The sequence below is a fragment of the Enterobacter sp. 6722112 genome, from assembly GCF_058661685.1.
In genome coordinates this window covers 2520974-2542243 of the sequence record NZ_JBZWGR010000007.1, presented here as the reverse complement: position 1 = coordinate 2542243, position 21270 = coordinate 2520974, and the positions used below count along the sequence as shown (strand labels likewise).

At 55.9% G+C, this 21270-nt stretch carries 17 protein-coding genes; 9 read left to right on the top strand and 8 right to left on the bottom strand.

The genetic code is table 11. From position 1 onward, the window contains the following. Positions 1–2: 2 nt before the first annotated feature. Both AC4OVU_RS13690 and AC4OVU_RS13685 read right to left on the bottom strand, forming a co-directional pair. Positions 3–1304 carry an MFS transporter gene (locus AC4OVU_RS13690; RefSeq protein WP_129541327.1) on the bottom strand — a complete coding sequence of 434 codons (1302 nt, stop codon included), beginning with the start codon at positions 1302–1304 and terminating at the stop codon, positions 3–5. A 260-nt stretch (positions 1305–1564) separates the two neighbouring features. Then, positions 1565–2860: a serine hydrolase domain-containing protein gene (locus AC4OVU_RS13685; RefSeq protein WP_110292916.1), complete on the bottom strand. Its 1296-nt coding sequence runs from the start codon at positions 2858–2860 to the stop codon at positions 1565–1567. A gap of 95 nt (positions 2861–2955) precedes the next feature. On the opposite strand from AC4OVU_RS13685, the gene AC4OVU_RS13680 reads away from it, so the two are divergent. Beyond that, a complete protein-coding gene (locus AC4OVU_RS13680; protein WP_491928703.1) occupies positions 2956–3861 on the top strand; it encodes a LysR family transcriptional regulator in 906 nt (301 codons plus the stop codon). Here the strand turns inward: AC4OVU_RS13680 and fumA are convergent. Next, positions 3850–5499 (bottom strand): class I fumarate hydratase FumA, encoded by a 1650-nt coding sequence (gene fumA / locus AC4OVU_RS13675; protein WP_049013076.1) that lies wholly within the window; start codon positions 5497–5499, stop codon positions 3850–3852. The genes AC4OVU_RS13680 and fumA overlap by 12 nt on opposite strands. A 52-nt stretch (positions 5500–5551) precedes the next feature. Continuing rightward, on the bottom strand, positions 5552–7060 hold the full coding sequence (locus AC4OVU_RS13670; RefSeq protein ID WP_080347204.1) for an anion permease: 1509 nt from the start codon (positions 7058–7060) through the stop codon (positions 5552–5554). A 608-nt stretch (positions 7061–7668) separates the two neighbouring features. Here AC4OVU_RS13670 and AC4OVU_RS13665 point away from each other — a divergent pair. Together AC4OVU_RS13665 and AC4OVU_RS13660 are read left to right on the top strand one after the other, a co-directional pair. Next, a complete protein-coding gene (locus AC4OVU_RS13665; RefSeq protein ID WP_058687490.1) occupies positions 7669–10449 on the top strand; it encodes a flavocytochrome c in 2781 nt (926 codons plus the stop codon). A gap of 58 nt (positions 10450–10507) precedes the next feature. Further along, positions 10508–11470, top strand: coding sequence for an FAD:protein FMN transferase (locus AC4OVU_RS13660; protein ID WP_045338595.1), 963 nt, complete (start codon positions 10508–10510; stop codon positions 11468–11470). On the opposite strand, the gene dcuR is transcribed toward AC4OVU_RS13660, so the two are convergent. Continuing rightward, the gene (dcuR, locus tag AC4OVU_RS13655) at positions 11451–12170 is read right to left on the bottom strand and encodes a two-component system response regulator DcuR (protein ID WP_045339044.1); all 720 of its coding nucleotides are present in this window, start codon (positions 12168–12170) and stop codon (positions 11451–11453) included. The genes AC4OVU_RS13660 and dcuR overlap by 20 nt on opposite strands. Next, a complete protein-coding gene (locus AC4OVU_RS13650; protein ID WP_032619380.1) occupies positions 12167–13783 on the bottom strand; it encodes a sensor histidine kinase in 1617 nt (538 codons plus the stop codon). Before AC4OVU_RS13650 ends, dcuR begins: the two co-directional genes overlap by 4 nt. Positions 13784–13936: 153 nt before the next feature. On the opposite strand from AC4OVU_RS13650, the gene AC4OVU_RS13645 reads away from it, so the two are divergent. Further along, complete coding sequence (locus AC4OVU_RS13645; protein ID WP_032671692.1) at positions 13937–14800, top strand: N-acetylmuramic acid 6-phosphate etherase; 864 nt, start codon at positions 13937–13939, stop codon at positions 14798–14800. Between the two features lie 55 nt (positions 14801–14855). Here AC4OVU_RS13645 and ompC read toward each other — a convergent pair whose 3' ends face one another. Continuing rightward, complete coding sequence (gene ompC / locus AC4OVU_RS13640) at positions 14856–16043, bottom strand: porin OmpC (RefSeq protein ID WP_129541329.1); 1188 nt, start codon at positions 16041–16043, stop codon at positions 14856–14858. A 284-nt stretch (positions 16044–16327) separates the two neighbouring features. Here ompC and AC4OVU_RS13635 point away from each other — a divergent pair, with 284 nt between their 5' ends. The 3 genes from AC4OVU_RS13635 to AC4OVU_RS13625 are packed head-to-tail and all read left to right on the top strand — an operon-like array spanning position 16328 to position 18978. Further along, entirely contained in the window at positions 16328–17029 is a 702-nt protein-coding gene (locus tag AC4OVU_RS13635) for a phosphohydrolase (protein ID WP_110293040.1), read from the top strand. A 43-nt stretch (positions 17030–17072) separates the two neighbouring features. After that, positions 17073–18506, top strand: coding sequence for a DNA cytosine methyltransferase (locus AC4OVU_RS13630; protein ID WP_110293041.1), 1434 nt, complete (start codon positions 17073–17075; stop codon positions 18504–18506). Continuing rightward, the gene (locus tag AC4OVU_RS13625) at positions 18487–18978 is read left to right on the top strand and encodes a very short patch repair endonuclease (protein ID WP_017693140.1); all 492 of its coding nucleotides are present in this window, start codon (positions 18487–18489) and stop codon (positions 18976–18978) included. Before AC4OVU_RS13630 ends, AC4OVU_RS13625 begins: the two co-directional genes overlap by 20 nt. On the opposite strand, the gene yedA is transcribed toward AC4OVU_RS13625, so the two are convergent. Further along, on the bottom strand, positions 18950–19864 hold the full coding sequence (gene yedA / locus AC4OVU_RS13620) for a drug/metabolite exporter YedA (protein ID WP_110293042.1): 915 nt from the start codon (positions 19862–19864) through the stop codon (positions 18950–18952). The genes AC4OVU_RS13625 and yedA overlap by 29 nt on opposite strands. 178 nt (positions 19865–20042) lie before the next feature. Here yedA and AC4OVU_RS13615 point away from each other — a divergent pair, with 178 nt between their 5' ends. Further along, entirely contained in the window at positions 20043–20954 is a 912-nt protein-coding gene (locus AC4OVU_RS13615; RefSeq protein ID WP_017383336.1) for a DUF808 domain-containing protein, read from the top strand. A 77-nt stretch (positions 20955–21031) separates the two neighbouring features. Then, the gene (locus AC4OVU_RS13610; RefSeq protein ID WP_003859574.1) at positions 21032–21214 is read left to right on the top strand and encodes a YodC family protein; all 183 of its coding nucleotides are present in this window, start codon (positions 21032–21034) and stop codon (positions 21212–21214) included. The last annotated feature ends 56 nt before the right edge of the window (positions 21215–21270 follow it).

Here is a 21270-nt window from a genome sequence, read left to right as displayed (position 1 = left end):
GATCACTCCTTAACGGCAGTTTGCAGGATTAACGTGCGACGACGATAGAGATAAAGCGTTGCCAGCAGGGCGCAAACGGCGGCAAAGCTCATCCAGTAGCCCGGGGAGGCTTTGTCGCCGGTGTACTCAATTAAGGCAGTCGAAATCACCGGCGTGAAACCGCCAAAGACCGCCGTTGCCAGGCTGTAAGCCAGTGAGAAGCCCGCCACGCGCACCTCTGCTGGCATGATCTCCGTCAGGGCCGGGATCATCGCGCCGTTATACAGGCCGTAGAGGAAAGAGAGCCACAGCAGCACGGTCAGCATCATTGAGAAGCTCGGGGCTGCGGCCAGCATCGTCAGCGCCGGATAGCTGGTCGCCAGCGCCAGCAGCGTCATGGCGATCAGCACCGGTTTACGCCCGAAGCGATCCGACAGCGCGCCGCCCACCGGAAGCCAGATGAAGTTGGACACCGCCACCAGCAGCGTGACCAGAAGACTGTCCGACGCGCTGAGCATCAGGACTTTTTTACCGAAGGTCGGCGCGTAAACGGTGATCAGGTAAAACGCGGTGGTGGTCATCGCCACCATCAGCATGCCCGCGACGACTACCGGCCAGTTGGCGAGCAGCGTTGTGAAGACCTGACGCATTGCCAGATGGTGGCGACGGGCGCTGAATTCCTCGGTCTCTTCGAGCTTGCGGCGCAGGAAAAAGATAAACGGCACAATCAGACAGCCAAACAGGAACGGAATACGCCACCCCCATTCGCGAATGGCACTCTCTTCCAGCACCACATTCAGGGCGAAGCCCATCGCCGCCGCGATCATAATGGCGACCTGCTGGCTACCCGACTGCCAGCTGGTGTAGAAACCCTTGCGGCCCGGCGTGGCGATCTCCGCCAGATAAACCGAAACCCCGCCCAGCTCGGCGCCTGCCGAAAAACCCTGCAACAGGCGGCCGGTCAGCACCAGCAGCGGCGCCCACAGGCCAATGCTCTGGTAAGAAGGGATCAGCACGATCAGGAAGTTTCCGGCGGCCATAATTGACAGGGTGACGATCAGCCCTTTACGGCGACCCACTTTATCAATGTAAGCCCCCAGCACAATGGCCCCGATCGGACGCATCAGGAAGCCCGCGCCAAAGACGGCGAAGGTCATCATCAGGGACGCAAATTCACTGCTTGCCGGAAAAAAAGTATGGGCGATGTAGGTGGCATAAAAGCCGAACAGAAAGAAGTCGAATTGCTCAAGAAAGTTGCCCGACGTGACGCGGAAAATCGCGCCCGCTTTGGCACGAAGCGTTGCAGGTGAGGTTGAGGAAACCATGATTATCTCCAGTTTTATAGTGACGTTATGCTCGTCTGTTTCTGAAAACTGGATCAGGAAGTGGAAATTAATAAGCGCAAATAGCGCATGGACTGATGCGTGTGGTGCATTAATGACAAAGCGTTGACCAGTATTTACATATTCAACAATAACTTAACATTTCGGTGATCTTTTATTTACTCGATTTCGCTAAGTTGCTGATATATCGGTTTTGTGACATCGCGCAGGTGAGAAGCCAGGCGGGGCCTGGCTTGGGATTATCAGCGCAGCGCGTTCGCAATCGCGCTAAACATCAGCGACGCTTCCAGCGGCTGGGCGCTGAATGACGGCTCTGCCTGCGGCCAGGTGGACCACTGGACGATAACCAGATTTTCTTTCTGATTAACCATGATCATCTGACCAAAAATACCCAGCGCCCACAGGGAATCCTTCAGCGAATTTTCGACTTTCGGCTCCACGTGTGTGGCGGTGGCTGGTACTTCGTTGTTCCACCACTGGTAGCCGTATAACCCCTTCGGATGCGCGTCGGACACCGATCCTTTGGCCTGTGTCCAGGCTGAGGACTGTTTCACCCAGCCCTCGGGGAGGATCTGCTTCCCGTCCGGCAGCGTACCGTTATGCAGGATAAACTCCCCGAAACGCCCCCAGTCTTCCAGCGTGGCGTTGAACCCATGCGCACCCACGTCGTGCTGGCCTTTGCTGTAGGCATGCCACACGCCGTCGCTCGCCATGCCGTACGGCTGCCAGATGGTCTTCTCCAGATACGCCGCGAGCGTCATGCCGGTGGCGCGCTCAAGCACATCGCCTAACAGCCAGGCGCCACCCGAGGAATAGGACCAGTTTTCGCCCGCCGGGTGTTCACGGTGTAACCCCTTCACCAGGGTGCGCACGCAGTTGTAGGTGCCCGGCTTCGCTTCGCATTCGGTAAGCCGGGCGAAGTCAGATTGCGGGTTGGTGTAATCTTCTTTCCACGCCACGCCAGAGGTGTGGGTGATGAGCTGTTTTAGCGTTACGCCCTCCCAGGCGGTGCCTTTTAAGTCAGGTTCGTATTGGGTGACAAGGTCGTCCAGGGAGTGGATTTTCCCTTCTTTAATTGCAACACCCACCAGCGCGGAGACCACGGATTTGCCCACGGACCGCGACGTCCAGAGCGTTGAGTCGGTATTGCCTTCTCCCAGGTATTTATAGGCCACTTTGCCATTTTTCAGCACCAGCATGCCGCTGACGTTCTGGCGTTTCAGGTAATCCTGAAGAGTGTAACTCTTACCCTTCACCTGATAGCGGGCATCGGTGAGCGGTTTTTCTGCGGGCAGCAGCGGCGTAGCGTTGCCGTGGCGGAACACATCCCCTGCGTAGTTGCGGTAGTCATTGCGAAAGCCCACCACGCGATCGGCCTGGCTCCAGGTGAGCATGGTATGCGCGTCCGGGAGTCTGGCATCGAAAGGCGCCGGACAGGTGGTGAGGTCGGTACCGTTGCAGGCCGCCATAACGGCGGGCGAGAGCAGGCTGCTGACAACCAGCGCCGCGAGCAGCGTGCGGTTTGTTTTGATTTTCATATTTATCTCGTTTGGCTCAGGAAGGACTTCAGTTTAAGAACCTGCGGCCTATAATAAAAAACGCGTTATGGGGGAAAATCCCCCGTAAAAATTGCGTGGAGAATGGCGTGGCATCACTGATCTATTCCTTTGCCCAGCTTGAGGCGTTCACTGCCGTCGCTGAACACGGCAGCCTGATGAAGGCGGCCAGTAAACTCGGCAAAGATCGTACTACCCTGCGGGATCTGATCGATTTCCTTGAGGATGGGCTGGGCTATGCTCTGTTCCTGCGGGAGGGGCGCAGCCTGCGCCTGACGCCGGAGGGGGAGCAGCTTCAGCGGCAGGCGCACCTGCTGATGCGCCAGGTCAAAGTGTTTGAGGCGTTTGCCAGATCGGTACCGGACAGCGCGACGCAGGACATCGCCCTCGCTTACGATCCGTTCACCCCCAGAGCTTTTTTACAGGCGCTGATTGCCACACTGGCGACGAAAAAGATCCGCCTGAGCCTGACCAGCGCATCGCGCGATGAGGCGGAAGCGATGCTGGCAAACGGTCAGGCCGATCTGGGGATCTGCCAGGCGCGCAACCGCAGCGTGGGCAATGAGATGGAGTGGCGGGCGCTGGGGGCGATCGAAATGGATTTTTACGCCGCAACGGCGCTTTTTGCGGAGGTTGCGTCGCCGGTGTCGCTGCTCGATCTCTCTCTGGTGCCACAGGTGATTATGCATCCCGCGTCAGACGAGCCGGTTGCCCGTCGCCTGCAAATTTCAGGGCACACGCTTTTCACTAACGAACTGGAGATGCTGCGCAGCCTGCTGGAGCAGGGCTGCGGCTGGGGGTTTTTGCCGACCCATCTTCAGGCAACGCAGTGGAAAAATGTAAAAAGGATGCCCACCGAAGTGGGCAGCCAGGGGATAAGCCAGACGATGGTCACTATCTGGAAGCCGGGCAGCGACAAGCGCGGGTTGATCAACGATACGCTGTCGCTGCTTCCGGCGTTATGGAAACGTTCAGCGCTGTGAGCACCCTTTGCACTGTTTATTCTGGATCTGCTGGAAGAAGTCGTTGCCTTTGTCATCCACCAGGATAAACGCCGGGAAGTTCTCCACTTCAATTTTCCAGATGGCTTCCATTCCCAGTTCAGGATACGCCACGCACTCCAGGCTCTTGATGCTGTTTTGCGCCAGCACCGCCGCCGGGCCGCCGATGCTGCCGAGGTAGAAGCCGCCGTGCTTATGGCAGGCGTCGGTGACCTGCTGGCTGCGGTTACCTTTGGCCAGCATGATCATGCTCGCGCCGTGGGATTGCAGTAAGTCCACATAGGAGTCCATACGTCCCGCAGTGGTCGGGCCGAGTGAGCCAGACGCGTAACCTTCTGGCGTTTTGGCCGGGCCTGCGTAGTAAATCGGGTGATCTTTAACGTACTGCGGCAGTTCTTCCCCGTTGTCGAGCAGCTCTTTCAGCTTCGCGTGGGCGATATCGCGCGCCACGATGATGGTGCCGTTCAGCGACAGGCGGGTGGAGACCGGGTGCGCGGAAAGCTGCGCCAGGATCTCATTCATCGGCTTGTCGAGATTGATGCTCACCACGTCGCCTTCACCCTGTTGACGCAGGGATTCAGGAATATACTGGCCCGGATTGTGCTCCAGCTTCTCAATCCAGATCCCGTCGCGGTTGATTTTCGCTTTGATATTACGGTCAGCGGAGCAGGAGACGCCCATGCCGATTGGGCAGGAGGCACCGTGGCGCGGCAGGCGGATTACGCGAATGTCGTGGGCAAAGTATTTGCCGCCAAACTGCGCGCCCAGACCAAGGTTCTGCGCTTCCTGAAGCAGTTCCTGTTCGAGCTGAACATCACGGAACGCCTGGCCGTGTTCGTTGCCTTCGGTTGGCAGCGCATCGTAGTAGCGGGTAGAAGCCAGCTTAACGGTTTTCAGCGTGGCTTCCGCTGAGGTTCCGCCGATAACAAAGGCAATGTGGTACGGCGGGCAGGCTGCGGTACCCAGGGTCCGCATCTTCTCAACCAGGTAGTTTTTCAGCTTCGCCGGAGTGATCAGCGCTTTGGTTTCCTGGTAGAGATAGGTTTTGTTGGCAGAACCGCCGCCTTTCGCCATGCACAGGAATTTATACTCGTCGCCGTCCACGCTGTAGAGGTCAATCTGCGCGGGCAGGTTGGTGCCGGTATTCACCTCTTTATACATATCCAGCGCCGCATTCTGCGAGTAGCGCAGGTTGTCTTCAATATAGGTGTTATACACGCCCTGACTCAGCGCCGCTTCGTCTCCGCCGCCGGTCCAGACGCGCTGGCCTTTCTTACCCATAATGATTGCCGTACCGGTATCCTGACAGGTGGGCAGCACGCCTTTCGCCGCAATCTCGGAGTTGCGCAGGAATTGCAGGGCAACGTACTTATCGTTCTCGCTGGCTTCCGGGTCGCTCAGAATAGCCGCAACCTGCTTCTGGTGAGAGGTGCGCAGCATAAATGCCGCGTCGTGGAAGGCCTGCTGTGCCAGCAGGGTCAACGCCTCTGGCTCGACTTTCAGCACTTCCTGACCGTCGAACTCGGCAACGGAAACGTGCTCTTTGGTCAGCAGATAATATTCGGTGTCGTCATGCGCGAGGGGGAAGGGGTTCTGGTAGAAAAAGGGTTTGTTTGACATAGCTTGCTCCACAAAAATTTAACCGCCGGAGGAAATGTCCGGCGGTCAGGAATCAGAACATCATGGACATCCACGGGTAACCAATCAGCAGCAGAGCTGTCAGGAAGATGGCACCGAAGATGGTACCGAGGCGCCAGTAGTCTTTGGTTGGCAGGTAGCCGCTACCGTAGTAAATCGGGCTTGGACCGGTACCGTAGGGGGTAATGATCCCCATCACGCCCAGCGAGGTCACCATCAGCAGAACGAACACTTCCATATTCATGCCCGGAATGGTGGAGGCGATGGTCAGCATCGCAGGCAGCAGCGCCGTGGTGTGCGCGGTGGTGCTGGCGAACAGGTAGTGCAGCAGGTAGAAAGCCAGCAGCAGCACGATGGTGGCGACACCCGGAGAGATACCGCTCATCAGCAGGCCGCCTTCTTTACCCAGCCAGCTGATAAAACCGGTGGAGGAGAGGCCATCCGCCAGCGCCACCAGGGTGGCGAACCAGACGAAGGTATTCCACGCGGCTTTGTTACCGGTGATATCGTTCCACTCCAGCACGCCGGTCCACAGCATCAGGCCAACGATCAGCAGGGCAGCCATGGCCGGTTCAATCCACGCCGCGGCGAAGATCCACATCAGCAGCGCACAGCACACGAACACCAGCAGCAGGATCTCATTGCGCGACAGTTTGCCCAGTTTTTCCAGTTCACGGGTCGCCCACAGCGGTACTTCGTTGTTTACCTTCACTTCCGGCGGGTAGAACCAGTAGGCCAGCAGCGGCATGGTCAGGATCAGCAGGATGCCCAGCGGCAGGAAGGCGAGGAACCAGGTCCCCCAGGAGATATCAATTCCAACCGTGCTTTTTACCAGCGCCAGCGCCAGCAGGTTAGGTGCCAGAGCGGAAAGGAACATCGAGCTGGTGATACAGGCCGCGGTGATGGCTACCCACATCAGATACGAACCGATTTTGCGCGCGCTTGGGTCATTGGGTTTTGAACCGTACAGCGGCGGCAGGTTGGCGATGATCGGGTAGATGGTCCCGCCGCTGCGCGCGGTGTTGGACGGGGTGAACGGGGCCAGCAGCAGGTCCGCAAACGTAATGGCGTAACCGAGCGTCAGGCTGCGACGGCCCAGGTACTTCACCAGAATCAGCGCCAGACGGCGGCCGAAGCGGGTTTTGTCGTAGCCTGCGGCGAACATAAAGGCACCGAAAATCAGCCAGACGGTGGAGTTACCAAACCCGCTGACCGCCCATTTAAAGGAGGCGCCCGCCAGCTTGAATTTTGGGTCAGCCAGCTGTTCCGGGCTAAAGAGTACCCACTGGCTGCACAGCGCAATCGCCACGACGCCGGTAAGACCGATCACGGCGCCCGGCAGCGGTTCGAAAATTAAGCCGACGATGACGCCGACAAAGATGGCGAAGTAGTGCCACGCATAAGGCGGCAGCCCTTCCGGAACGGGGACAAACAACAGCAGGACGGCAACAATGACGGGCAAAGCCATCATCAGCAGTCGTTTTGCTGTTCCATTTGATGCCAGATTCGCCGCAGGAGGCGTTACAGCAGTTTTTGTATTCATAGTTTCACGTCTTAAGTTGTCAAAAATTCGTCGCCCGGCGAAAACACAAATTCGATTGAAATATCCTTTTTGCTTTTTTTAGTTATTTAAGGTGCGGATTTGTGTTTTCACTAATAGCGATTTAACGCATTTTGGTTTGCGCTAAATAAAAAATGATGATGTTTTTATATTGCTCTTTTGAATGCCATAACTATTGATCGCGATCAAAAAAACGGAACTGAATGGCTATTTTTATATTTTTTATAATAACCACTCTGAGTAGTGTGGTTATTCGCTAATTTTACGCATTTTATGTATCAAAACTATAACATTTAAATTCTGGTGTTTTTGTTTATCGTTGTTTTATAGGGTTTTTTGCTAGATTTGGTGTATTGGTTTGACCTTTTATAATTTAACTTTTTTTAAATTCTTGTGAACGAGTGAAACATTCCTGCTAACACCAATGTGTTATTAATGTTATCGAAGGGATTAAATAGTTTATTAACTAACGTAATGACTTTAGAAACTAAAAAAAGCTTTATATTACTATCATGACATCGGCAAAAAACACGAAATAAAAAATCATCCCGATAACGAATTCTTAATTTTTAAAGTTTGGAGTTTCTATTATGAGCACTAACGAACGTATTTTAAGCCCCTTCACATTACCGAATGGTACTGAACTGAAAAACCGTTTGTTAATGGCCCCGATGACAACCTGTACCGGTTATTACGATGGCACCGTGACCAGCGAGCTGGTGGAGTACTACCGCGCCCGCGCGGGCAGCATCGGCACCATCATCGTTGAGTGCTGTTTTGTTGACGATCTCGGCCTGGCGTTCCCGGGCGCAATTGGTATTGATAACGACGAGAAAATCGCCGGGCTGGCAAAAATCGCTGACGCCATTAAGTCAAAAGGCTCCAAAGCCCTGCTGCAAATCTACCACGGCGGCCGCATGGTTGACCCAAAACTGATCGGGGGCCGCACGCCGGTTGGCCCAAGCGCCGTTGCCGCGCCGCGTGACGGTGCCGCCACGCCGGTTGCCCTGACCGCGGAAGAGGTGGAAGGCATGATCGGCAAGTTCGGCGAAGCCGTGCGCCGCGCAATTCAGGCCGGGTTCGACGGCGTCGAAATCCACGGGGCGAATACCTATCTGATCCAGCAGTTCTTCTCCCCGAACTCCAACCAGCGCGACGACGAGTGGGGCGGTAGCCGCGAAAACCGCGCGAAATTCCCGCTGGCGGTGCTGGACATTACCCACAAGATGGTGCGCCAGTACGCGGACGACGCGTTTATCATTGGCTACCGTTTCTCTCCGGAAGAGCTTGAAGTCCCGGGCATCCGCTTTGAGGACACCCTGTATCTGCTGGAAAAACTGGCCGCGCGCGGGGTGGATTATCTCCACTTCTCCCTTGGCGCCGCCCTGCGTCCTTCTATCGTCGATACTCAGGACCCGACGCCACTTATCGAAAAATACTGCGCCATGCGCTCTGACACGCTGGCGCAGGTACCGGTAATGGGCGTTGGCGGCGTGGTGAATGCCACGGATGTGAATGAAGCGCTGGATCACGGTTACGACCTGATTGCCGTTGGCCGCGCCACCATCGCCTATCCGGACTGGACCGATCGCATCGCGGCGGGCGAAAGCCTGGAGCTGTTTATGGACAGCACCCGACGCGAAGAACTGAGCATCCCGGAACCGCTGTGGCGCTTCTCGCTGGTGGAAGCGATGATCCGCGACATGAGCATGGGCGAATCTAAATTCAAACCGGGCACCTTTATTGAAAAAGTGCAGGACGATGCTAACGAGCTGGTGATTAACGTCAGCCTCGAAACCGACCGCATCGCCGATATCGAACTGGCCTCCGGCCCGAGTGAAGACGTCGAGTTTGTCACCAGCTTCGAAGAGATCCGTACCCGTATTCTGGATGCCAACACCCCGCACGTGGACGCGATTACGGGCGCGACCAGCCAGAGCGAGGCGGTGAAAAAAGCGGTCTCGAAGGCGATGCTGAAATCCAGCAAAGCGCTGGCGGCGGAAGAGGGCGCAGACCCGAATGAGACTAAAAGCGTGGATGTGGTGGTGGTCGGCAGCGGCGGCGCCGGTCTGGCAGCGGCGATTCAGGCGCATGACGAAGGCGCGAACGTGCTGATCGTCGAGAAAATGCCCACCATCGGCGGGAACACCATTAAAGCCTCGGCCGGGATGAACGCGGCGGAGACCCGCTTCCAGCGCGTGAAAGGTATTCAGGACAGCAAAGAGCTGTTCTACCAGGAAAGTCTGAAAGGCGGTGGCAACAAGAACGACCCTGAACTGCTGCGTCGCTTTGTCGAGAACGCGCCGCAGGCTATCGAATGGCTGGCCACGCGCGGCATTATGCTGAACGACATTACCACCACCGGCGGGATGAGCATCGACCGTACGCACCGTCCGAAAGACGGTTCCGCAGTGGGCGGGTATCTGATCAGCGGCCTGGTGCGTAACGTCAACAAGCGCAACATCGAGGTGATGCTGGATACCTCCGTGAGCGACATCATTTTCGAAAATGGCGAAGTGACCGGCGTGCGTCTGACCACCGAAGAGAACGAAACCCTCACCGTGGCAACTAAAAGCGTGATTGTGGCAACGGGCGGCTTCAGCGCCAACAGCCAGATGGTGGTGAAATACCGTCCGGATCTGGCAGGGTTCGTTACCACCAACCACAAAGGGGCGACCGGAGGCGGTATCGCGCTGCTGGAGCGTATCGGTGCGGGCACCGTGGATATGGGCGAAATTCAGATCCACCCAACCGTTGAGCAGAAAACGTCGTATCTGATTTCCGAATCCATCCGCGGCGGCGGGGCGATTCTGGTAAACCAGCAGGGCAACCGCTTCTATAACGAAATGTCGACCCGCGACAAAGTCTCGGCGCAGATCATCGCGCTGCCGGAGAAATACGCTTACATCGTCTTTGACGAGCATGTTCGCGCCAAAAACAAAGCCGCGGATGAGTACATCGCAAAAGGGTTTGTTACCAGCGCCAGCTCGCCAAAAGCCCTGGCGGAAGCACTGGGGATGGATCACCACCAGTTCCTGGCAACGCTGGAACGCTACAACGGCTTTGTGGAGAAACAGCACGACGATGATTTCGGCCGCACCACCGCGCTGCGTGCGCCAATCAACGAAGGGCCGTTCTACGCCATTCAGATTGCACCGGGCGTTCACCACACCATGGGCGGCGTGACCATTAACACAGAAACCTGCGTGCTGGACAGCAACCACAACGTATTGCCGGGAGCGTTTGCTGCGGGTGAGGTTGTCGGAGGCATCCACGGCGGTAACCGCATCGGCGGTAACGCGGTGGCAGATATCATTATTTTTGGTACGCTTGCAGGACATCAGGCGGCTATGCGTTCGAAAACACGGTAAGGCTCCTGTTTCCCCGGCGGCGCGGTGCCTGCCGGGGCTACATCTGAGGACTCATGAAATGCCTGATAGCCATCGCGTTTACAGCTACTCCGCCGTTCTGATGGGATCGCCCATCCTCCTGAAACTCTTTTCCCATGACGAAGCGCTTGCCTCTCGCGTGTTTCGCCTGATCAAACAGTACGAAGATCTGCTTACCGTTAACCGAGCGCACTCCCAGGTAATGGACATCAACCATGCGGCCGGTCAGCATCCGGTTGCCGTCAGTCGCCCGGTGTTCGAGCTGATCCGCTGCGCGAAAGCGGCCAGCCTGCTTAAAGACAGCGCCTTTAACCTGGCGATCGGCCCGCTGGTGAAGCGCTGGAAAATTGGCTTTAAGGGGGACGCTGTACCGCCCGCGGACGAGATCGCCGCCTTGCTGGGCATCACGCATCCTGCGGACGTGGTGCTGGATGAAGCCAACAGCAGCGTGTTCCTTACTCGCCAGGGAATGGAGATCGATCTGGGGGCCATTGCTAAAGGCTATATCGCCGACAGGGTGCGGGATTACCTGCATAAAGAGGGCGTTGAACTTGGGCTGATCAACCTTGGCGGCAACGTCCAGACGTTAGGTTCGCCGGAGGGCGGCTGGCGCGTCGGCCTGAAAAAACCGTTCGCCGGTGACGCGCTGATTGGCGCAATGACGGTCGAAAACCGGTCGGTGGTGACGTCAGGCACCTATGAGCGCTACTTCGAGCTGAACGGCAAACGTTATCACCACATACTTGACCCACGCACCGGCTACCCGCTGGATAACGAACTGGACAGCGTGACGATTATTTCGCCAGACTCCCTCGACGGCGATATCTGGACCACGCTGATCTACGGCATGGGCGTGGAAAAGGGCTGCACCGCGCTGCGTTCGCGCCCCGATATTGAAGCCATCTTTGTCACCAAAACAAAAGAAGTGGTGATCTCCTCGATGCACCACTTCCGTTTTACCCTTCTGGACGACAGCTACCGAATTACTGGCAGTACTGTTTGAGTAGGCCGACCTGTTCCGGCTGCAAACGGTAGCGATATACCGGCCGGCCGGTAGCGCCGTAGTGAATGCTGGTGAACAGGATATTAATTTGCGCCAGCCAGATCAGGTATTTGCGGCAGGAGACGCGGGAAATGTTGACCGCATTCGCCAGATCGTCGGTGGAAAATTCTATCTCCGGATGGCTGTCGATCCACTGGCAAATGGTGCGCAGCGTCTGCGGCGTCAGGCCTTTCGGTAATTTTTTGCTGTCGGCCAGCTCCGGCGCGCCGCCGTGGATCAGCCTGTCGACGTCGGCCTGTTCATAATACTGATGCGATCCCATCAGGCTGCGCTTTGCCTTCCAGCCGTTCAGCGCCTCTTCAAAACGCGGGAACTGGAACGGTTTAATCAGGTAATCCACCACGCCATAGTGCATTGAGGTCTGGATCGTTGTGGCGTCGGAGGCCGACGAGATCATGATGACATCAATCGGGCGGCCCGATGCGCGGATGATGGGCAGCAGATCCAGCCCGTTATCCTGCTGCATATAGACATCCAGCAGCACCAGATCGATCGGCTGGCCTGGGTTGGCGATCAACGCCTCGGCCTGGTTGAGCGTGGAAGCGACGCCGCAGCAGCTAAAACCCTCAACGCGGTTAACATACAGACGGTTGAGGTCGGCTACCATGGCGTCATCATCGACAATTAACACATTTATCACGCGATATTCCTCTCGCTATCCCAGGGGATCTGAACAAAAAATTGGGTAAATACGCCAGGCTCCGACTCGACGGTAATATCTCCGCCCAGATTCTGGATCTGCTGACGAGCAAGGAACAGCCCAACGCCGCGGTTTTCACCTTTTGTTGAGTAGCCCTTTGTAAAAATAGCCTCCAGCCGCTCGGGATCAATGCCGGGACCGTCATCGCTGACCTCACCGCTCAGCCAGCCGTTCTGATAATGCAGCAGCAGGCCTATCTCGCCTTCCGGCTGGCCTTCCATCGCATCCAGGGCATTTTCGATTAAATTGCCCAGCACGGTGATCAGCACCGCAACCTGCTCTTCATTGGCGGTGTCAGGAAGCTGACTCTCCTCCGCCAGCGTCAGGGTCACTCCGGCCTCTTTAGCGCGGTTAATTTTACCCAGCAGGAAGCCCGCAATGACCGGCGATTTAACTTTGCGCTGTATTGCGCCGATATCCGTCTGATAATTCTGCGCGGTCTGGATGATGTACTCCTCCAGCTTATCGTAGCGCTTCATGTGCAGCAGGCCGAGGATCACGTGCAGCTTATTCATAAACTCATGCGTATGGGAGCGCAGGGCATCAACGTAGCTGACCATGCCATCAATACGCTGCATTAACTGGCTGATTTCGGTTTTGTCGCGGAACGTGCTGATCGCCCCGATCACCTGATTCTGGCTTTTCACGGGGACCATGTTGCACAGCAGCAGCCGCCCGTTACAGCCGATCTCCTGATCCTGGCGGGCAATGCCGGTCCTGGATACTTCGCGCAGGCTGGCCAGCAGCGGTTCACTGCTGCTTTCGGAGTGCTGGCCCGAGGTCAGGAGTAATATTTCTCTGGCGGTGTGGTTAATCATCGTCACGCGCCCGTGCATATCCACGGCCATCACGCCTTCGCGCAGGGACTGCAACATGGCCTGGCGCTGCTCAAAGAGGGCTGAGATTTCGTAAGGCTCCAGCCCAAAGAGGATACGTTTCAGAACCCGGACCAGACCCCATATCGCCACTGAGCTCATCAGAACGCTGAATAAGATGGTCCACACGGCGTTGAGCCGCCCGCGGGCAATCTGATCTTCAACTTTATTCAGCGAAATACCCACCACCACCACGCCGATCTGGTCGTGCTGGTCGTCATACACGGGCGTAAAGACGCGCAGCGCTTCCGCGAGCGCGCCGCGGTTAACGGAGACATTCTCTTTCCCTTCCAGGGCGGGCGTCAGATCGTCGCCAATAAAATGCAAACCTAACAGCGCTTCGTTTGGATGGGAATAGCGGATCCCACGCAGGTCGGTGACCACGGTAAACAGCAGGTCGTTGCGCTTCGTCACCGCCTCGGCAATCGGCTGGATGATGCCAGCCTGCGGCGATTCCATCAGGCCACGCTTGATCTCCGGGCTGTCGGCCAGCGTCCTGGCGATACCCAGCGCGGTATCTTTCACGTCATCGCGCGTGGCGCGGGTGATCTGCACAGAGTACAGCGCGAAGACCACCAGCAGCACCGAGCCGATAATCGCGCACACCATCAGCGTAACCAGCGTATTCAGCTTCATAGGGCGCTTGCGCGTCGGGGGGAAGGGCTGCAAATCGCTCATTAACACTCCGCGATGAATAAGAAAGGGCTAATTATCGCTGATGACGGGCGTTTCATAAAGCCATGTAAAGAGAGGCGTTTCGTGAGCCTCCTCTCAGGTGACCTATATAAAACACTTTATAGTGTGAGGGTACTCATAATAAGGAGGCAGTTTATGAGCATTATGCTTACCGGTACGGCCAGGGAAAGACGGCACGCCAGCACCACGAACATCGACAGATTATCGACGCTGGATATGCTTAACGTCATACACCAGGATGACGCGCAAATCTCTTCTGCACTTACCCCTCACTTAAGTATGCTGGCCCGCGTGGTGGATAACGCGGCGGCGACGCTTAGCCACGGCGGACGTCTGGTACTGACCGGCGCGGGCGCGTCCGGACGCGTGGCTGAACAGGCGGCAGAAGCGTTTGCGCCGGGAAAACATCCCGTCATTGCGATGACAGCAGGCGATCACGCCGGTAGCTACGCGCGCGGCGTTGCCGACCTTCAGACGATAGAATTTGGCGAGCATGACATGATGCTGGCGCTGTCCGTCAGCGGCAAAACCCCATGGGTATGGGGCGCGATGCGTCATGCGTGGTCTCTGGGCTCAACGGTTGCGATCATTACGGAGGATGCGCAAAGTGAAGCGGCGCAGCTGGCGAGCATGGTCATTGCTCCCGATCTGGGCGCGGATGTGGTGGCCGGGTATACCAACGCTAAAGCAGGCATTGCGCAAAGCATGATCCTGCATATGATCACCACCGGTCTGGCGGTACGTTCCGGACGGGTGTACAGCAACCTGCGCGTTGATCTGGAGGCAAGCAATACCAGATGGGCCGAACGACAAATTGCCATTGTGATGGAAGCGGGGGGATGTAGCCGGGCTCAGGCGAAGGCCGCGCTGGAAAGCTGCAACCACCAGTGCAAAACGGCGGTACTGATGGTGCTGACGGGGCTGGATGCCTGGAAAGCGCACGAATTGCTGGCGCAGAATAACGGGTTTGTTCGCCTGGCCTTGCAGGAAGCGCCATAACATTTCAGCGTCAAATAAAAAAAGCCCGCATCGCGGGCTTTAATATTGATGGGAATTAGAACTGGTAGGTCATGCCTACGCCAACGATGTCATCGGTAGCAATACCGTTGTCATTGTAGAAGGCATCATCTTCGTCCAGCAGGTTGATTTTATAATCAACGTAGGTGGAGAAGTTTTTGTTGAAGCTGTAGGTCATGCCCACGTCGATGTAGTTAACCAGATCCTGGTCTACATAGTCATAGCCATTGCCTGGGTGATAATCGTTACCGCCCAAATCGATGCCTTTAGAATAGACCCACGCCAGGGATGGACGCAGACCGAAGTCAAACTGGTACTGCGCTACGGCTTCAAAGTTCTGTGTTTTGTTGGCGATGCCATCGTTGCCGTACGGAGTCATGTTACGGGTTTCCGCATACATCATGGCCAGGTAGACATCATTAGCATCGTATTTAGCACCGATTGTCCACGCTTCCGCACGTTCACCGCCAGCATATTTGCTGAAGCGGTTATAGGTGCCAGCGCCGTAAGCGACCTGGTCGTTAGTACGGTCAGAGGAAGAATAAGCCGCACCCAGCGTCAGGCCGAAATCGAAGTCATAGGTGGTAGACATACCGAAGCCGTCGCCGTTCTGGAAACGAACGTCATCATGGCCGTTTTTGGTGCCTTCCTGAGTATTGATATAATGGCCTTCCTGATCTTCGTGTGGTCCACCTTCATTATTTCCCTGATATTGCAGCGCAAAGTTCAGGCCGTCGACCAGACCAAAGAAATCATTGTTACGGTAGGTCGCCACACCGTTAGTACGGCCAACCATATAGTTATCCGTCCAGGTGTAAGAATCTCCACCAAATACCGGCAGCATATCGGTCCAGGCTTCAACGTCATACACGACGCCGTAATTACGGCCGTAATCAAATGAGCCGTAGTCGCCATATTTCAGACCAGCGAATGCCAGACGGTTGAAAGATTTATCCCCTGCGCCTTCGGTGTCGTTAGCGTAGGTTTTATATTCCCACTGGCCATAGCCTGTCAGGTCGTTCGTGATCTGCGTTTCGCCTTTGAAACCCACCTGTACGTAGGTTTCATCGCCGTCGTCGCCTGGGTTGTCGGAGAAGGTATGACGCGCATCAACCTTACCGTACAGGTCAACTTTGTTGCCATTCTTGTTATACATTTCCGCCGCATTTGCTGCGCCAGCCATTAATAACGCGGGTACGAGAATTGCCAGAACTTTTCTTTTCATTATATATTCCCTTTAAATATAAATTGTCTGAATATATGTAATTACCCTCCGTAACTACATGGCTGATACTATTCTATGGATTATTATTTAGGTTCAAAAATAAATGTAATTAAAGTGGTAAAAATATTACAAAATATTTCTTTTTATCTCTTTATTTTTCATGTGAATTAATTCATTGAAAATATAGCGGGTAATTATTATTAAGTATTTCGTAATTCTATTTATAAAAGATTTTAATTCGGGTGTATTATAATTCACTCACTTTTGAGCAACAGGATGGGATGATGGAACTTGCGCAGTGGCAGCACCGTTATGAGCGCTGGCTCGACGAAAATCATTTTACTGATGATGCGGCGCACGATATCGCCCATTTTCGCCGCGTCTGGATGACCGCGCAGGCCATAATGGCTGACGAGGATAGCGATCCGCTGGTTGTGCTGACCGCATGCTACTTCCATGACATTGTCAGCCTGCCGAAAAATCACCCGCAACGTAGCCACTCCTCGCGGCTGGCAGCGCGAAAAACGCGCGAGATCCTCAGTCGCGATTTTCCTGATTTTCCGCCCGATCGTGATGCAGCCGTTGAACATGCCATTGAAGCGCACAGCTTCAGTGCCGGTATCGCGCCGCAAAGCCTGGAGGCCAAAATTGTGCAGGATGCCGACCGGCTGGAGGCGTTAGGCGCTATCGGCCTGGCGCGCGTCTTTGCCGTCGCCGGTGCGCTGGGCGCCGCGCTGTTTGATGCCGACGACCCGTTCGCCGGAACACGAGAGCTGGATGATAAAGCCTTCGCGCTCGACCACTTTCAGACCAAACTCCTGCGCCTGCCGGACACCATGCAAACCGCGCGGGGGCGCGAACTTGCGCGTCACAATGCCGATTTCCTGATCCAGTTTATGGCGAAGCTGAGTGCCGAATTACAGGGCGATTACCTCGGAACCGACAGCCAGATATTGACCCATTTCCGTCGCAGTGTGCGATCCTGAACTGTGGTACTCTGTTTTCTGTCTTTATTGTCCGGTTAAGAGAATGCAGGAAAATCGATCAGTGACTGTGCCCGCGCCTGAGCGGGTTGAGAAATCAACGGCAGCCGTGCAGGCACTCCTGCGTCAGCTGCTGGAAATGTATGATGCTAAAACGCTGGCAAACCAGCTGGTGGCCCATGGCGAGAGCCACTGGAGCCCGGCGATACTCAAGCGGCTGCTGATAAGCGACAGGGCAGGGCACCGCCTGAGCGACGGTGAGTTCCGCTATCTGCAAAATTTGCTGCCGCGTCCGCCTGCTGCGCATCCAAATTATGCCTTTCGCTTTATCGATCTCTTTGCCGGTATCGGCGGCATTCGCCATGGCTTTGAAGCTATTGGCGGGCAGTGTGTATTCACCAGTGAATGGAACAAACATGCCGTCCGTACCTATAAAGCCAACTGGTATTGCGATCCCGACGCGCACCAGTTCAACGCGGATATTCGGGATGTCACGCTGAGCCACAAAACCGGCGTCAGCGATGAAGAGGCCGCCGAACACATTCGCAATACCATTCCGGCGCACGATGTGCTGCTGGCGGGCTTTCCGTGTCAGCCGTTCTCGCTGGCTGGCGTGTCGAAGAAGAACGCGCTGGGACGCGCACACGGCTTTGCCTGCGATACGCAGGGCACACTGTTCTTTGATGTTGCCCGGATCATTGATGCCCGCCGCCCGGCAATTTTTGTCCTGGAGAACGTCAAGAATTTAAAGAGTCATGACGGCGGCAAAACCTTCCGCATTATCATGCAAACGCTGGATGAACTGGGTTATGACGTGGCGGATGCAGAGGACATGGGGCCGGACGATCCGAAAATTATCGACGGCAAACACTTCCTGCCACAGCACCGGGAACGCATCGTGCTGGTGGGCTTTCGCCGCGATCTCAATCTGAAAGGCGATTTTACGCTGCGTGATTTGCCCTCGCTGTATCCGGTGCGCCGACCGACGGTGGCCGATCTGCTGGAGCCCGCCGTCGATGCGAAATTCATTCTGACCCCGGTGCTGTGGAAATACCTCTATCGCTATGCCAAAAAGCATCAGGCCAAAGGCAATGGCTTTGGGTTTGGCATGGTCAATCCGCTTAATCCTGACAGCGTGACGCGTACGCTGTCGGCGCGCTATTACAAAGATGGCGCGGAAATTCTTATCGATCGCGGCTGGGATAAGGCGCTGGGCGAAAAAGATTTTGACGATCCCCAGAACCAACAGCACCGGCCGCGGCGCTTAACGCCGCGCGAGTGCGCCCGCTTAATGGGCTTTGAGACGCCGCAGGGCTACAGTTTTCGCATCCCGGTATCGGATACCCAGGCCTATCGTCAGTTTGGCAACTCGGTGGTGGTACCCGCCTTTGCCGCGGTAGCTAAATTGCTGGCCTCACGCATCAGCAAGGCCGTTCAGCTTCGTCAGAGTGAGGCCGTCAATGGCGGACGTTCACAATAAGGCCACGCGCAGTAAAAACATGCGTGCCATCGGCACGCGTGATACCGCGATTGAAAAACGGATCGCGGGCCTCCTGACCGCCGTCGGGTTTGAATTCAGGGTTCAGGATGCCACGCTTGCCGGGCGTCCTGATTTCGTCATCGACGCGTACCAGTGCATCATCTTTACCCACGGCTGTTTCTGGCATCATCACGACTGCTATCTGTTTAAAGTCCCGGCGACACGCACCGACTTCTGGCTGGAGAAGATTGGCAGAAACGTCGAGCGTGATAAACGCGATGTTTCTCAGCTTTACGCTCAGGGCTGGCGGGTGCTGATTGTCTGGGAGTGCGCGCTGCGTGGAAGAATGAAGCTGAATGACGTGGAACTGACGGAGCGGCTGGAAGAGTGGATCTGCGGCGGCGGTCAGGCCGCGCAGATCGATACCCAGGGCATTCACCCGATCACGGTTTCTCCACCTCACACCTCGTGACAATCGGTTTCGCGGGCAGCAAATATTTACCCAGCGTGACCAGTACCACGGCAAAGACAATCACACCCAGCGCCAGCCATTCAATCGTCGACAGCACTTCGCCCGCAAAACCGGTACCCAGCAGCACGGCAACCACCGGGTTAACGTAGGCGTAGCTGGTGGCAACCGCCGGTGAGACGTTGCGGATCAGGTACATATAGGCGTTGATGGCGATAATCGAGCCAAACAGCGCCAGATACCCGACGGCCAGGAAACCTGAAAGGTCTGGCATCGCCGTCAGTTTTTCACCCGTCAACGCGGAGGCCATCAGCAGCACAATGCCCGCCGCGAGCATCTCAATCGCACCTGCCATCATCCCGGAGGGCAGCTCGATGCGTGAACCGTAGACCGAGCCGAAGGCCCAGCTCATGGAGCCGATCATGATCAGAACGGCAGCCCAGGGGTTCCCGCTCAGGTTACCGCCGCTGTTCAGCAGGATGATACCCACAAGCCCAATCGCGATGCCCAGCCATTCGAGCTTACGGGTGCGGATCCCGAAGAGGCGACTAAAGCAGAGCGTAAACAGCGGCACGGTTGCGACGACCACTGCGGCGATGCCCGACGGCACGTTCTGGTGTTCGGCGACGGTTACCGCGCCATTGCCCACCGCCAGCAGCAGCAGGCCAATCAGGGCGGCGTTAAGCAGGGGACGCCGCGGCGGTAGTCTGTGGCCGCGCAGCAATAAAAACGCCATCAGCAGCACGCTGGCCGTAAGGAAACGAATACCGGCCATCATCAGCGGGGGCCAGCTTTCCACGCCTATACGAATGACAAAATAGGTGGACCCCCAGATGATATACAGGGAAAAGAGTGCTCCAATGAGCGGTAATAAATGCCGGAAACGCATAGTCCCTCACGACGAAATAAAAAGTTCGCTCATAGTTAACGCCAAAACTATCAGCCTGGCGAGTGCTTTAATTGTGTTGTTGATGTGAAATTTTTGTTGACGCGAGGTGCCAGTTTCCGGGCGGTGAGTTTTGTTCCATACTATTCACTTAATTAGCAAAAAAAGAAGGAAAGAGATTTTGGCAGGAAGTAGCTTATTAACATTACTGGACGACATCGCCACCTTGCTGGATGACATTTCGGTTATGGGAAAACTGGCGGCGAAAAAGACCGCCGGGGTACTGGGAGATGATTTGTCGCTTAACGCGCAGCAGGTCAGCGGCGTGCGGGCGAACCGTGAGTTGCCGGTGGTGTGGGGCGTTGCGAAAGGGTCCTTTATTAACAAGGTGATCCTCGTTCCGCTGGCGCTGCTGATTAGCGCCTTTATACCCTGGGCCATTACGCCCCTGCTGATGATTGGCGGGGCGTTCCTGTGCTTCGAGGGTGCCGAAAAAGTGTTGCATATGTTCGCTGCACGCAAAGAGAAAGACACCCCGGAAATGCGCCAGCAGCGTCTGGAAGCGCTGGCCGCACAGGATCCAAAAACGTTTGAACGCGATAAGGTCAAAGGCGCGATCCGCACGGACTTCATCCTCTCAGCCGAGATTGTGGCGATTACGCTGGGGATCGTCTCAGATGCCCCTCTGATGAACCAGGTGCTGATCCTGTCCGGCATTGCGATCCTCGTGACGATAGGGGTTTATGGCCTGGTCGGGCTGATCGTCAAGCTGGACGATATCGGCTTCTGGCTGGAAAAAAAATCCAGCGCAATCGCGCGCGGCATTGGGAAAAGCCTGCTGGTGCTGGCGCCGTGGCTGATGAAAACCTTGTCGGTGGTGGGAACCCTGGCGATGTTCCTGGTCGGCGGCGGAATTATCGTGCACGGTGTTGCTTCGCTGCATCACATGATTGAACATTTTGCGTCAGGCCAGGGAGCGGTAGTTGCTGCAATTCTGCCCACACTGCTTAACCTCGTACTGGGCTTTATCGTCGGTCTGATTGTGGTAGCCGTTGTTAAGCTGGTTGAAAAAGTACGCGGGAAATCGCATTAATTATTGCTGACCCCGGATGCAAAAAGACCATTCCTCGTCTAAATTGAAAACGTTTCACCCTGATACAGGAGGCAGGTATGGTCTTTTTGATCAGTGATGAAGTTAAGCCCAAAAATGGTGGTCCAGGTATGATCGTCACCGGGTATTCCAGCGGAATGGTGGAGTGTCGGTGGCATGATGGATACGGCATTAAGCGGGAGGCTTTTCGCGAAGACGAGCTTCAGCCTGCTAATAAAAGGCAAAAACGCGACAAGGCTTAATCACACAACGCCCGGCCTTGCCGGGCGTTTTTACTGGCAGAAGACTTATCATATCG

Excerpts from the sequence above, each read along its gene's own strand:
- AC4OVU_RS13630 (WP_110293041.1), top strand. The coding sequence starts at position 17,073 with ATGCAGGAAAATCGATCAGTGACTGTGCCCGCGCCTGAGCGGGTTGAG.
- AC4OVU_RS13670 (WP_080347204.1), bottom strand. The coding sequence starts at position 7,060 with ATGAATACAAAAACTGCTGTAACGCCTCCTGCGGCGAATCTGGCATCA.
- AC4OVU_RS13690 (WP_129541327.1), bottom strand. The coding sequence starts at position 1,304 with ATGGTTTCCTCAACCTCACCTGCAACGCTTCGTGCCAAAGCGGGCGCG.
- ompC (WP_129541329.1), bottom strand. The coding sequence starts at position 16,043 with ATGAAAAGAAAAGTTCTGGCAATTCTCGTACCCGCGTTATTAATGGCT.
- AC4OVU_RS13625 (WP_017693140.1), top strand. The coding sequence starts at position 18,487 with ATGGCGGACGTTCACAATAAGGCCACGCGCAGTAAAAACATGCGTGCC.
- AC4OVU_RS13685 (WP_110292916.1), bottom strand. The coding sequence starts at position 2,860 with ATGAAAATCAAAACAAACCGCACGCTGCTCGCGGCGCTGGTTGTCAGC.
- AC4OVU_RS13610 (WP_003859574.1), top strand. The coding sequence starts at position 21,032 with ATGGTCTTTTTGATCAGTGATGAAGTTAAGCCCAAAAATGGTGGTCCA.
- yedA (WP_110293042.1), bottom strand. The coding sequence starts at position 19,864 with ATGCGTTTCCGGCATTTATTACCGCTCATTGGAGCACTCTTTTCCCTG.
- AC4OVU_RS13665 (WP_058687490.1), top strand. The coding sequence starts at position 7,669 with ATGAGCACTAACGAACGTATTTTAAGCCCCTTCACATTACCGAATGGT.
- AC4OVU_RS13635 (WP_110293040.1), top strand. The coding sequence starts at position 16,328 with ATGGAACTTGCGCAGTGGCAGCACCGTTATGAGCGCTGGCTCGACGAA.
- AC4OVU_RS13660 (WP_045338595.1), top strand. The coding sequence starts at position 10,508 with ATGCCTGATAGCCATCGCGTTTACAGCTACTCCGCCGTTCTGATGGGA.
- fumA (WP_049013076.1), bottom strand. The coding sequence starts at position 5,499 with ATGTCAAACAAACCCTTTTTCTACCAGAACCCCTTCCCCCTCGCGCAT.
- AC4OVU_RS13650 (WP_032619380.1), bottom strand. The coding sequence starts at position 13,783 with ATGAGCGATTTGCAGCCCTTCCCCCCGACGCGCAAGCGCCCTATGAAG.
- AC4OVU_RS13645 (WP_032671692.1), top strand. The coding sequence starts at position 13,937 with ATGAGCATTATGCTTACCGGTACGGCCAGGGAAAGACGGCACGCCAGC.